The organism is Haematobacter massiliensis (assembly GCF_000740795.1).
Taxonomy (GTDB): Bacteria; Pseudomonadota; Alphaproteobacteria; order Rhodobacterales; family Rhodobacteraceae; genus Haematobacter; species Haematobacter massiliensis.
The window spans coordinates 271466-283653 of record NZ_JGYG01000007.1 but is presented as its reverse complement, the minus strand read 5'-3'; the positions used below and the strand labels follow the sequence as shown (position 1 = coordinate 283653).

At 66.8% G+C, this 12188-nt stretch carries 10 protein-coding genes; 2 read left to right on the top strand and 8 right to left on the bottom strand.

Annotated elements, in window-relative coordinates:
* Positions 1-171 precede the first annotated feature (171 nt).
* The 3 genes from CN97_RS12360 to CN97_RS12350 form a co-directional block, all read right to left on the bottom strand.
* Positions 172-1383, bottom strand: coding sequence for an ABC transporter substrate-binding protein (locus CN97_RS12360; RefSeq protein ID WP_035711795.1), 1212 nt, complete (start codon positions 1381-1383; stop codon positions 172-174).
* A 95-nt stretch (positions 1384-1478) separates the two neighbouring features.
* Entirely contained in the window at positions 1479-2678 is a 1200-nt protein-coding gene (locus CN97_RS12355) for an ABC transporter substrate-binding protein (RefSeq protein WP_035711794.1), read from the bottom strand.
* Positions 2679-3200: 522 nt separating this feature from the next.
* Entirely contained in the window at positions 3201-4202 is a 1002-nt protein-coding gene (locus CN97_RS12350) for an NADPH:quinone oxidoreductase family protein (RefSeq protein ID WP_035711792.1), read from the bottom strand.
* A 433-nt stretch (positions 4203-4635) separates the two neighbouring features.
* On the opposite strand from CN97_RS12350, the gene CN97_RS12345 reads away from it, so the two are divergent.
* Both CN97_RS12345 and CN97_RS12340 read left to right on the top strand, forming a co-directional pair.
* Complete coding sequence (locus CN97_RS12345; RefSeq protein WP_035711788.1) at positions 4636-5850, top strand: efflux RND transporter periplasmic adaptor subunit; 1215 nt, start codon at positions 4636-4638, stop codon at positions 5848-5850.
* A 10-nt stretch (positions 5851-5860) separates the two neighbouring features.
* Entirely contained in the window at positions 5861-8134 is a 2274-nt protein-coding gene (locus tag CN97_RS12340) for a MacB family efflux pump subunit (RefSeq protein ID WP_242685278.1), read from the top strand.
* Between the two features lie 27 nt (positions 8135-8161).
* Here the strand turns inward: CN97_RS12340 and CN97_RS12335 are convergent, their stop codons facing one another.
* From CN97_RS12335 to CN97_RS12315, 5 genes are read right to left on the bottom strand one after another with little or no spacing between them, the layout of a single operon-like run.
* Complete coding sequence (locus tag CN97_RS12335; RefSeq protein WP_035711786.1) at positions 8162-8611, bottom strand: PIN domain-containing protein; 450 nt, start codon at positions 8609-8611, stop codon at positions 8162-8164.
* Positions 8608-8829, bottom strand: coding sequence for a hypothetical protein (locus CN97_RS12330; protein ID WP_035711784.1), 222 nt, complete (start codon positions 8827-8829; stop codon positions 8608-8610). Before CN97_RS12330 ends, CN97_RS12335 begins: the two co-directional genes overlap by 4 nt.
* On the bottom strand, positions 8826-9083 hold the full coding sequence (locus CN97_RS19925) for a type II toxin-antitoxin system Phd/YefM family antitoxin (RefSeq protein ID WP_051911207.1): 258 nt from the start codon (positions 9081-9083) through the stop codon (positions 8826-8828). Before CN97_RS19925 ends, CN97_RS12330 begins: the two co-directional genes overlap by 4 nt.
* 41 nt (positions 9084-9124) lie before the next feature.
* Positions 9125-10192, bottom strand: a complete 1068-nt coding sequence (locus CN97_RS12320; protein WP_035711782.1) for a ParB/RepB/Spo0J family partition protein — start codon at positions 10190-10192, stop codon at positions 9125-9127.
* Entirely contained in the window at positions 10170-11576 is a 1407-nt protein-coding gene (locus CN97_RS12315) for an AAA family ATPase (protein WP_035711906.1), read from the bottom strand. Before CN97_RS12315 ends, CN97_RS12320 begins: the two co-directional genes overlap by 23 nt.
* Positions 11577-12188: the final 612 nt, after the last annotated feature.

Genomic DNA, 12188 nt, shown 5'->3' with positions numbered 1-12188 from the left:
TCGGCATAGACGCCCGACTGGTCGTTCAGGACGCCGATCTTCACCTTGCCGTTGGAGATCTTTGCCTCCTGAGCGGCAGCGGGACCTGCAATGGAACCGGCGATCAGCGCAAGCGCCGCAGCGCCGGTCATGAGTGTGTTTTTCATTCTAACCTCCCCTTGGTTGAACGTCTTATTGTGTCAGCGGGCAACCACTGTCCTTGGCGCTCACATTGGCCTGTTCACCCGGCACCGTGGCGAGAACATTGAAGAAATCGTCGGTTCCCGTCATGTCGGAGGGCTTCTTGACCTCCAGCAGGAACACGTCGCTCACCATGCGCCCGTTCGGCAGCACCTTGCCGTTGCGGGCAAAGGCGTCGTGGACCGGCATCTCGTGCAGCTTGGCGGCGACCGCCTTGCCCTCGTCCGTGCCCGCAGCCTCGATGGCCTTGAGGTATTGCATCACAGCCGAATAGGTGCCCGCGTGCAGGCTGTTCGGATAGACGCCGGCGCGGGCCTTGATCTTCTCGCCAAGCGCGCGCGACTCATCATCATGATCCCAGTAATAGGCCTCCGTCATCACCAGCCCCTGCGCCGCCTCCGCGCCGAGACCGCGAACGTCGGTCAGCGTGAACAGCAGTGCCGCGAACTTCTGTCCACCCGCGGTGATACCGAATTCCTGGCCCTGCTTGATGGCATTGGCCGTGTCCAGCCCGGCGGAGGCCAGCCCGATAACCTTGGCGCCCGAAGCCTGCGCCTGGAGCAGGAAGGAGGAATAATCCGTCGTGGCCAGCGGATGGCGGACGGAGCCGAGCACCTTGCCGCCCTTCGCCTCCACGATCTTGGTCGTCGCCTGTTCGAGACTGTGGCCGAACACATAGTCGGCGGTCAGGAAATACCAGCTGTCGCCGCCCTGATCGACCAGCGCCCCGCCGACCACGCGGGAGAGCATTTCCGTGTCATAGGCCCATTGGAAGGCCAGCGGCGTGCATTGCGCCCCGCTTATCACCGCAGAGCCGCCGCCGACCGCGATGGTCACCTTGCCCCGCTCGAGGCTCAGCGCCTGCACCGCCAGCGCGACGGAGGAGGTGGGCAGATCCATGATCGTGTCGACTTGCTCCACATCATACCATTGCCGCGCGATGTTGGAGCCGATATCGGTCTTGTTCTGGTGATCGGCAGCGACGATCTCGATCGGCGCGCCGAGCACGGTGCCACCGAAATCCTCCACCGCCTGACGCGCCGCCTCGACCGAGGTGCGCCCCGTCGAGTCGGCATAAACGCCCGACTGATCGTTCATGATGCCGATCTTGACCTTGCCGTCGGAGATGCCCTGCGCCGCGAGCGGCCCTGCTGCGAGCAATGCTGCAACGGCAACGGAAGCCGCATAACCGTGAACCTTCATCCTACCCCTCCATGAAGTTCCGTAACGTGATGATCCGGTCTCTCCCACCGGGTCGGGCGGGCCGGCAATCCGGCCGCGCCCCCTTCCTCCGCCGGTCAGTTGACCAGCGGGCAGCCCGATTGCGCCGGATCGGCAAATGCCTGCGCCCCGGGGATCGTCGCCTTCACCGTGTAGTAATCCCACGGAATGTCGCTTTCGCCGGGTTTCTTCACTTCCATCAGATAGGCGTCGGTGATGAGCCGCCCGTTGGCGCCGACATGGCCGTTCTCGCTGAACACGTCTTTTACGGGCAGCTCGTGAAGCTTCTTGGCGACCGCCTCGGTCTCGTCGGTGCCCGCAGCCTCGACCGCCTTCAGGTAGGACAGCACCGCCGAATAGGTGCCCGCCTGAACCATGTTCGGCATGGCCTTCGTCCGCTCGAAGAACCGCTTGCCGAATTCCCGGGTCTCGTCGTTGCGGTTCCAGTAGAAGCTTTCCGTGAGGTTGAGCCCCTGCGCGGTCTCAAGCCCCAGCCCGTTGACTTCCGCCAGCGTGAACAGCAGCGCGGCAAGCTTCTGTCCGCCCGCCGTGATGCCGAACTCGGCCGCCTGCTTGATGGTGTTCTGCGTGTCCATGCCGGCATTCGCCAGCCCGATCACCTTGGCACCCGAAGACTGCGCCTGAAGCAGGAAGGAGGAGTAGTCCGTGGTGGCCAGCGGGTGCCGCACCCCGCCGACGACCTTGCCGCCCTTCTCCTCCACCACATGGGTGGTCTGCTCCTCAAGGCTGTAGCCGAAGGCATAATCCGCGGTCAGGAAGAACCAGCTGTCGCCGCCGCCATCGACCAGCGCGCCGCCGGTTCCGACCGCGAGCATATGCGTGTCATAAGCCCAGTGGAACCCATAGGGCGTGCATTGCTTGCCCGTCAGCTCCGCCGTGGCGGCGCCGGTGTTGATGGTGATCTTCTTCTTCTCCATGCTCAGCGCCTGCACCGCCAGCCCCACGGAGGAGGTGGTCAGTTCCATGATCGTGTCCACCTGTTCGGTGTCATACCATTGCCGCGCGATGTTGGAGGCGATGTCGGCCTTGTTCTGATGGTCCGCCGTGACCACTTCGATGGGCGCACCCAGAACCGTGCCGCCGAAATCCTCGACCGCCATTTTTGCCGCCTCGAAGGAGGCCTTGCCGCCGAAATCGGCATAGACGCCCGACTGGTCGTTCAGGATGCCGATCTTGACCTTGCCGTTGGATACTTCGGCCAGCGCCGGGCCAGCCGTCAGGGCGCAGATAGCCGCCGTCATCAGAAGTCTTTGCATACATTCCCCCCCTCGCAACCGCCCTGCCGGGCCGTCACGCTCCATCCGCCGGATTGCCCGGCGCCTCTCCATCTTCCTCTGCCGCGACACCGCCTCCACTTCCCTCCGGGGCGCCGCAGCGTTACTTAGCCAGAGCGCAGCGAGCCATGCAAGAGAGGCAATGCAGATATTCGCTGGAAAGGACCATCATGTGGTCTCCTCCGGGCCACATCAGGCGGCATTTCTTCCAATGGAACCGGCGTTTTTCCAAATTGGAGGCAGAAGCGCGAAAACTGGGCAGCGCGAATCGTTCCACGTAACGGACCGATGAAGGACAGCGAGTCACGCGCCGCAGCAGACGACCGGCTCATCGCACCCCCTGCCGCAGACGCCCTTCCCGGCGACACCATCAGGGGATGCACCGATAATTCGCCCGCTGCCACGAAGGCAGGCGCGGCGCGTGGAGGGAAACCGGCACCGCAGCAAAAAGGGGGACGGCAATGCGTCCCCCTGTCTTCGCCGTCATCAGAGACGCGCGAAAGGTCAGGCCAGTTCCAGCACCAGCTTGCCCGTCACCCCACGGCCCGACAGGCGCGCGATGGCCTCTCCCGCCCGGTCGAGCGGCAGGACATCGGCCACAGGCGGCTTCACCGCGCCCCGGGCATGGAGCGCCAGCAACTCGTCCATCGCGCGGTGATGTGCCGCCGGGTCGCGCCGCACGGCGGCCCCCCAGAACACGCCCCGGATATCGCAGCTCTTCAGCAGGGTGAGGTTCAGCGGAATGGAGGGAATACCCGCCGGGAAGCCCACGACCAGATAGCGTCCTCCCCAGGCCAGCGTGCGGAGCGCCGGTTCCGCATAGCCGCCGCCCACCGTGTCGAACACGATATCCGCCCCGTCCGGCATCGCTTCCTTGAACGCGCCGGCGAGCGCCCGCCCGGCTTCCCGGTCCCCTCCCACCGTTGCAGGATAGAGCACCGCTCCCTCTGCCCCGCGATCCCGGGCCAGCGCGAGCTTCTCCGCGCTGGAGGCCGCTGCCACGACGCGCGCCCCCGCCGCCACGGCAAGCTCCACCGCCGCCAGGCCGACACCGCCGCCCGCGCCCAGCACGAGCACCGTTTCCCCCGCTTTCAGATCGCCGCGCTCCTGAAGTCCGTAGAGCGCGGTGCCATAGGTCATCTGGAGCGCCGCCGCCTCCACGAAGCCGATGCCCGCGGTCAGCGGATGGCAGCGCCACGCCTCGACCGTGACCTGCTCCGCCATGCCGCCGGATGTCAGGAAGGCCATCACCCGGTCGCCCTTTGCAAAGCCGGTCACGTCCGGCCCGACGGCCTCGACCACGCCCGCGACCTCTGCACCGGGCGAAAAGGGCCGCGGCGGACGCACCTGATAGCGGTCCTCGATGATCAACGCGTCGGGAAAGTTCACCCCCGCCGCATGGACCCGGATCGTCACCTCCCCCTGCCCCGGCGCGGGCGCATCCGCCGTCTCCGCCACGACCAGCGTTTCCGGCCCGCCGGGTTCCCTGCTCAACACTGCACGCATGTCTCTCCTCCAAATTCCTGACATTTGTAAGGCATCCTAGCGACGCGCGGGCGGTACGCCAATCCCCTCTGTGCACCTCCGCGGCGGGCCGGGTCCGGTGCGCGGACCCGCGCCCATCTTCGCCCCCCTCAATCCTTCCGATCATCCGATGTCGGGCCCCATCTGCAAAGCCCGCCGGCGCCGGGTCAGCCCCCTGGAGAGAGCGCCCGGAAGGAGCGCCGGTGCCGCTCCGCGCCCCGTCGCCGTTTCGTGACCGGCCACCTCCGACGGAAAGCCGCGGCACCTGCGTTGAAAATGGGACAGACTGCGACCGTCCCGCAGGACAAGCTCCGGAAACAGGCCACATGCAAGACCAGAAATCCCCCGCCCTGTTGCAGCGCCCTGCCCGCTCTGCAATGGCGAACGACCAGCCCCTGACCGGATACGCCAGACCATGACTCTCCCCCGCCCGCGACGGCTCCTCATCCTTCTGCTGCTCTGCCTGCTGGCCGGGGGGGCAGTCTGGTGGTTCTGGCAGCGCGGCCAGACCCCTGCCCAGCCCGCGGTGCTGACCGCCGCGGTCACGCGCGGCGACATAGAGCAGACGGTTCTGGCCAGCGGCACGCTGCGCCCGGCGCGGCTGGTCGCGGTCGGCTCGCAGGTGTCGGGCCGCATCACCTCGGTTGACGTGACCCTCGGCCAGACGGTGAAGGCAGGCGACCTCATCGCGCAGATCGACAGCCGCACGCAGGAGAACGCGCTCAAGACGGCAGAGGCCGCTCTCGCCGCCTCCCGGGCCCAGCGGGTCGAGAAGGAAGCCTCCCTCCGGCTGGCCGAGATCACGCTCACCCGGCAGGCGGGCCTTTACGAGCGGCGGGCCGTCTCGCAGGCGGATGTGGACACCGCGCGCGCCAACGTGGATACCGCCAATGCCCAGATCGCGGCGCTGGATGCCCAGATCGAACAGGGCAAGGTCGCCGTCAGCAACGCCCAGACCAACCTCGGCTACACCCGCATCACCGCGCCGATCGAGGGCACCGTGCTCGCTGTCACCAGCCAGCAGGGCCAGACGCTGAACGCCAATCAGTCCACCCCCACCATCGTCGTGCTGGGCCAGCTCGACCGCATGACGGTGGAGGCGGAGATCTCGGAGGCCGACATCCTCAAGGTCTCCCCCGGTCAGGACGTGTATTTCTCCGTTCTGGGCGACAGCGGCCGCCGGTATGAGGGGAAGCTCGAAACCATAGACCCGGCGCCGGAATCCATCACCAGCGACCGGGCGATCTCCACCTCGGCCTCTGCCAGCAGTTCCACATCCTCCACCTCCGCCATCTATTACTTCGGCAATTTCGACATCGACAATGCCGATGGGCGGCTGCGCACCTACATGACGGCGGAGGTCCATATCGTGCTGGGCCGCGCCACGGGAGTGCTGACCATCCCCTCCGCCGCCGTGAGCCTGCCACGGGCCGATGGCAGCCGCTCCGTTCAGGTGCAGGCGGCAGACGGCAGCGTCTCCCGCCGTGCAGTGGAGATCGGATTGGACGACAAGGTGACGGCAGAGGTGCTCTCGGGCCTTCAGGAAGGCGACCGTGTCGTCACCGGCACGGCGGCGGGCGTGGCGGGCGATGGCAGCCAGCGCCGTCCGCGCGGCCCCATGGGTTTCTGAGGCACGGGCGATGGCACAGGATACCCCCCTCCCCCCGCAGGCAGCCCCGCAGAACGCGTCCCACACACCGCCGCGCGACATGGCGGCGACCGCACCGGGGCATTCGCCGATGACAGCGCCGCACGCCGGCAACACGCGCGCCCCGCTGACGCAGAGCAGCCATGGCGAACCCCCTTTCGCCCAGGACGGCTCCCCCACGCCAGGGGCCGCCACAGCCGCGGCTCATCCGTCACCGCCGCGTGCGATACCAAACGAGCCCGGCGCGCCGCCTGCCCCTGCGCGGCTCGGCGTCCCGCGTACGAGCGGCCCCGCACAAGACCCGCTGATAGAACTGACCCGCGTCACCCGCGAATATCCCTCGGGCGACAGCACGGTCGCGGTGCTGAAAGGCATCGACCTCACCATTTCGCGGGGAGAGATGGTGGCCATCGTCGGCGCCTCCGGCTCCGGCAAATCAACACTGATGAACATTCTCGGCTGCCTCGACCGCCCCAGCTCCGGCAGCTATCGCATTTCCGGCCGGGAAACCTCGCGGCTTTCGCCCGACGAGCTTGCCGCCCTCCGGCGGGAGCATTTCGGCTTCATCTTTCAGCGCTACAACCTGTTGCCCGAACTCACCGCGCTCGGCAATGTGGAGGTGCCCGCGATCTATGCCGGGCGCTCCCGCGGGGAGCGGGAGCCGCGCGCGGCCTCGCTTCTCGGCCGTCTCGGCCTTGCGGACAAGGTGCAGAACCGCCCGAACCAGCTCTCTGGCGGTCAGCAGCAGCGCGTTTCCATCGCGCGCGCCCTCATGAACGGGGCGGAGGTGATCCTCGCCGACGAACCGACCGGTGCGCTGGACACGGCCAGCGGTCAGGAGGTGCTCCGCATCCTCGACGAACTCCACGCGGAGGGGCGCACGGTCATCATCGTCACCCATGATCCGGGCATCGCCGCCCGCGCCGAACGGATCATCGAGATCCGCGACGGCGAGATCATCGGCGACCACCCGACAGGCCGCGTCACCCCCCCTGCCCTCACGGAAACCGATGGCCCGCCCAAGGGCCGGTCCCCCGCCGATCAGCGCGCCCGCCGCGCCGGCCCCGCGATGCTGGCCACGCGCCTCCGCGAAGCCTTCCTCATGGCGCTGACCGCGATGAACGCGCACAAGCTCCGCACCTTCCTGACCATGCTCGGCATCATCATCGGCATCGCCTCCGTCGTGTCGGTGGTGGCACTCGGTGCCGGGTCGCGGCAGCAGGTGCTGGCGAACATCTCCAGCCTCGGTACCAATACGCTGGAGATCTTCGCCGGGCGCGACTTCGGCGATACCCGCTCCGGACGGATCACTACGCTCGTCGTCTCCGATGCGCAGGCGCTCTCGCTTCAGCCCTACGTGGCCGCCGTCACCCCCACCGTCTCCACCTCCAAGACCATTCGCTACGGCGCGACGGAGGTCTCCACCCTCGTCAACGGCGTGGGGGAGCAGTTCTTCGACGCCCGCGGCGCAAAACTCGTGGCGGGCCGCCTCTTTGACGCAGGCGACGTGGCCAGCTTCTCGCAGGACGCGGTCATCGACGAAAACACGCGGACGACCCTGTTCCCGGATGGCGATGCGGTCGGCAAGGTCGTGCTCATCGGCAACGTTCCCGTGCGCATCACGGGCGTGGTACAGGTCCAGCAGGGCTTCGGGCCAAGCCAGAACCTCTCCGTCTACCTGCCCTATACCACCGTCCAGTCGCGCTTCCTCGGCTCCACATCACTCCGCAGCATCACCGTGCGCGTGGCCGATGCGGTGGATACCGGCCTTGCCGAACAGGCGGTGACCCAGCTTCTGACCCAGCGGCACGGGACCAAGGATTTCTTCATCCTCAATACCGACGACATCCGCCAGACCATCACCGCGACGACACAGGCGCTGACCCTGCTCATCGCCTCCATCGCGGTGATCTCGCTGGTCGTGGGCGGGATCGGGGTGATGAACATCATGCTGGTCTCCGTCTCCGAACGGGTGAGCGAGATCGGGGTGCGCATGGCCGTGGGCGCGCGGGCGGGCGACATCCTGCAGCAGTTCCTGATCGAGGCGGTGCTGGTCTGCCTGATCGGCGGGTTTCTGGGCGTGGCGGCGGCGCTGGCCTTCGGCTATGTCTTCAGCCTCGCGAGCACGACCTTCACGCTCATCTACTCACCCGCCTCAATCGTCGCGGCCTTCCTTTCCTCGACTCTGATCGGGGTGGTGTTCGGCTACCTGCCCGCGCGGAACGCCTCGCGCCTCGATCCGGTGGTGGCGCTGTCGAAAGCCTGACGGGGCCGCTTCGGCTCACGGTTTGGTTCAGAGCCACTCCACGTCATAGAGGCGATACACCCGGTCGGAGGAGAGGATCACCAGACCCTCCGCCCGCGCCTGCGCCACAAGGAGCGGGGCGATCATCGGCAAGGTGGCCAACGGGGCGCCCGCCGGCATCACCCGAGAGCCGCGCTGCCCCGCCTCCCGCCTGCCGCTCCGATCGTGACCGCCCCCCTGCCCTCTCGTCAGACCGCCCGCTGTGGCGACGTGCTCCCCCGTGACGGCCAGCATGCGGCACCCCGCACGGCGGAGGGTCTCGGCCAGATCGCCCCGAATTTCCACCGATCCGGCCGCGCGCCAGCTTTCGATCTGCCACAGAACGGCCGCGCTGACGACGACCGCCTCCGCCGCTGCAAGGGCCGCCCTGTGCGGCGGAGAAAGGCCCTCCCCCGCCAGCGCCGCCAACAGCACCTCCCCGTCGGGGAAGGCCCTCACGCCCCCGCTCCGCCGCTGTCAGGCGGGTTGGGCGGATTGCCCTCCGCCTTGCCGGGGTTTCCGCCCTCTACCGGTATGGTGGCCAGCGCGCCTTGCCCCCGCCTCCCTGGAACCGCTGCGCCGACCGCCGCCGCTGCGGCAGCCTCGGAGCGTGAAGCGTGTCCCGCGCCGTTCAGGGCGGTCAGCAGCATCTTCTTCGCATCGCGAAGGACGCTCACATCCCGCCTCCACCGCTGTCTCGACCGTCCTCCGGCGGGTCCATCTCGGCCTGCCGTTCCGCGTCGCCCCCCGAACGCCGCCACAGGATGCGGCCCGAGAGCGCCCCGACCAGAGGCACCTCCGCCTCCTGCCCCGCAGCGGTGATCCGCGCCACGGGCCGGCCGTAGCGCGTCAGCTCCACGGTCTCCCCCGCCTCCGCCCGGCGGATCAGCTCGGAAAACTGCGCCTTCGCATCCGCAACCGCAATCCGCATCTGCGCCTCATGACCAACATTATGGTCATAACTCTATGAGATCAGATCGGCTCCAGCAAGCGACGGATTTCTTCGGCAAGCAAGGACATCAACTGGCTGTCCGCATTCCGCCCGCGGAGCCGGAGCGTGAACCCGTCGTCCAGCCGCTGACATTCGAGCGTGATGCCGTTGGCGAGGGTCTCGCGCAGCGATGCAGGTTTTTCCCGCTTCGGCCTGCCACCCCGCTCCGCCTTCACCGGCGCGTCCCCCTGCTGCACCACCGGTTCGAGGAGCGTCCATTCCTGCCCCGCGTCCGCGCCCATGCCGGAGCCGAGCGCCTCCCGAAGTTCCGGGCCGAGGCCGTTGCGGATCGCCTGGGCGAGCCGCAGGCCATTGCGTTCCGAAAGGTCGGTCGGAAAGGCCAGCAGATCACCCAGTTCCTCGTGCACGAGCGCGAAGCTGCGAATCTTGGAGCGCTTCGCCTTGGAGGCTGCGGCGAATATCGCATCCACCGCCGCTTCCGGCGAACGGAACGCGCCCTGCTCCGCCGCGATCACCGCAATACGGCCCCGCTCATAGGGCGTGAGGGCCGCGCGCACCTCGTTCTCTTCCACCATCGCCGCATAGGCGCTGCCGGAGTCATCCGCACCCCGGACGATCGCCCGCACCGTCTGCACGCCGCCCTGTTCCGCAAGCTCGCGGAGCGCCGTAACCCGCCGCCAGCCCGAAATGAGGCCATAACGCCCGTCCCCGACCGGCACGACCTCAACCGGAAGCCGCTGGCCGCTTGTGCGGAGCGACGTCTTCAACTCCTCCATTTCCTCGCGCGAGACGCTCATCCTGTCCCGGACGATATGGTCGAGCGCGATGGCGGCGAGCGGCAGGTTCTCCACGACGCGGCCCTGCTCCACCGCCTCCCGCCATGCGCCGGCGTCGGAGGCATCGCGCGCTGCCTTTACCCTTTGTTCAGGAGTGCCGGGTTCGCTGAGTCGCGCGGCCTCCGCCACGACGCTGGCAATGGGCGGCACAGTGATGCCGAAACGGTCGGGGACAGGTTTCGCGGCGAAACCTTCCTCAAGGGCCGCAAGCTCCGCCGCGTCCGGCGCCTCAAGCTTCCTGCGCTTCGCCATGTTCCGCCTCCTCCTTCGCCATCTGCATGTCGCGCCACCAGGCGCCGATCAGCAGTTCCTTGAACTCCGCATAGGTCCGGTCGAAAGCCTCCCGCCCGCGCAGATAGGTGTCGCGGTTGAACTCGCGGTAATCCGCCTCATAGATGCCGTTGATCTGCTCGCCCGCCTGACCGACCAGCGCCGTGAACTCCTGCCGGTAGGCATTCATGAAATCGCCAAAGTAGGCCTGAATGACATTGGCAAGGTCGGTCTGCTGACTCGCGTCGAACCGGGTGACGATGGCGCGCACCACGTCCCATTCGAATTTCACCTCCGGCAGTCCGGCGATCCTCCGCTGCGCATTCTCGCCTTCCTCGATGGAGGCGAAGGTGGAGTAGAGCATGTCAAAGAAGCGGCCAGTGGAGTCGAACTCCAGGAAGGACGCGCCAAGCGGAACGAGCAGGATATCCGCCGCTGCCAGCGAATTGATGGTGAGATAGCCGAGCGCGGGCGGCGTATCGAGGAACACGATGTCGTAGCTGTCGAGGATCCCGTCCGAATTCAGGAAATTCCCCAGCGCATCCCAGAGCGGCCAGGAGCGCAGGCCCATGCGCCAGACGGGGATCTGAAACTCGGCCCAGTAAAGGTTCAGCTGCGCGCCGATCAGATCGATGTTCGGCCAGTGCGTGGACTGGATCAGGTTTCGCGGCGAAACCGTCAGCGCTTCCGTCAGGGTCTCATCCAGCGGCAGGGCAGGGGCACCGCTCGCCGCACGGACCTCGTTCTCCGCCACGATGGCCTGGGCGTAGTCCTTGGCGATGAGGGGAAATACCGTCTTCCATTCGTCCGGCACCACCCCGCCAAGCAGCGATGTCATGGAGCCTTGGCTGTCCAGATCAATCACCAGCACCCGGTAGCCGTCCAGCGCCGCGGCCATGGCAAGATGCGCGGCGGTGGTGGTCTTGCCCGAGCCGCCCTTGAAGTTGGCGACAGCCACGACCTTTGCGGGCAGACCCTCTGGACGGAAGGGGCGGTACTCCTTGGTTGCGGAACCCTCTTTGGCAAAGAAGTCGCGCAGGGTCAGCACCTCTTCCAAGGTGAACCATTTGGACCCTGCGTCCCCCTCGCCCTGGGGAAGATCCGGATTGGCGCGAAGAACACGGCGGAGATGCGCGGGCGCGACCGGGATCAGATAGCGCGTGATCTCCCACAACGAGAACTTCCGCAGGTGCTTGCGTCCGTCCGGTGCATAGCCCCGGCGGGCCAGGTCATCCCGTCCGCGCGCGCAGAAGGCGGCAGCCTTGGCGAAGCGGGCGGTATCGACCGGCCCGCCAAGGCGGCTTGCCGCGCGGGCAGGATCTATGTTCTGATAGGGTTGCAAGGGTGTCTCGGGCCGTTTGCTCATCTGTTCCCGCCTCATGTGCGCCATTCCGGCTGTCATGCGCAAAACTATCGCACATCGGGTTTCGTCTGCAAACAGGAGATGGGGTTTCGCCGCGAAACCTGCCCGAAAACCATGAATATTGCATCACTCAAGCGCACGTTGCGCTTTGATGATTTTCACTTCTTTGAAAGCTTTGCGCGCAATAAATTACGTAAGCACAAGGTATTAGGGGGCGTCAGGTACCACCATTCGGGACGAAGGGCATCTGGATGCAGGGGAACGGGTACCAGAACACGGGATTGCAGGTATCCGGATGCAGGGAAACGGCAGCGCCAGAGGTAGAAAGAGCCGGTCAGGCCCCATTCGCGGCATTTACCGCGCAAAGCACCCGTTTTCAGGACAGGTGATGATCCTCAAGGCACCCATCTGCAGGATGCTCCACCCGGATTACGCGATGGACAGGAACCTGTTTACGGGATGCATCTCGGCCAGCGGGTACCGCCTGGGCATTATCGAACCATCAAAAAGCAAAGGCACCCGTTTTCAGGAGGGCTATCGGGGCCCCGGCGCCAGTGCTTATGGAGTGGCACCCGTTTTCGGGGGCGCTCAGGGATCGGCGGAGCCAGTACCTTG

Coding starts and splice junctions, on each gene's coding strand:
- CN97_RS12315 (WP_035711906.1), bottom strand. CDS start 11,576: ATGAGCAAACGGCCCGAGACACCCTTGCAACCCTATCAGAACATAGAT.
- CN97_RS12355 (WP_035711794.1), bottom strand. CDS start 2,678: ATGCAAAGACTTCTGATGACGGCGGCTATCTGCGCCCTGACGGCTGGC.
- CN97_RS12345 (WP_035711788.1), top strand. CDS start 4,636: ATGACTCTCCCCCGCCCGCGACGGCTCCTCATCCTTCTGCTGCTCTGC.
- CN97_RS12340 (WP_242685278.1), top strand. CDS start 5,861: ATGGCACAGGATACCCCCCTCCCCCCGCAGGCAGCCCCGCAGAACGCG.
- CN97_RS12320 (WP_035711782.1), bottom strand. CDS start 10,192: ATGGCGAAGCGCAGGAAGCTTGAGGCGCCGGACGCGGCGGAGCTTGCG.
- CN97_RS12350 (WP_035711792.1), bottom strand. CDS start 4,202: ATGCGTGCAGTGTTGAGCAGGGAACCCGGCGGGCCGGAAACGCTGGTC.
- CN97_RS19925 (WP_051911207.1), bottom strand. CDS start 9,083: ATGCGGATTGCGGTTGCGGATGCGAAGGCGCAGTTTTCCGAGCTGATC.
- CN97_RS12360 (WP_035711795.1), bottom strand. CDS start 1,383: ATGAAGGTTCACGGTTATGCGGCTTCCGTTGCCGTTGCAGCATTGCTC.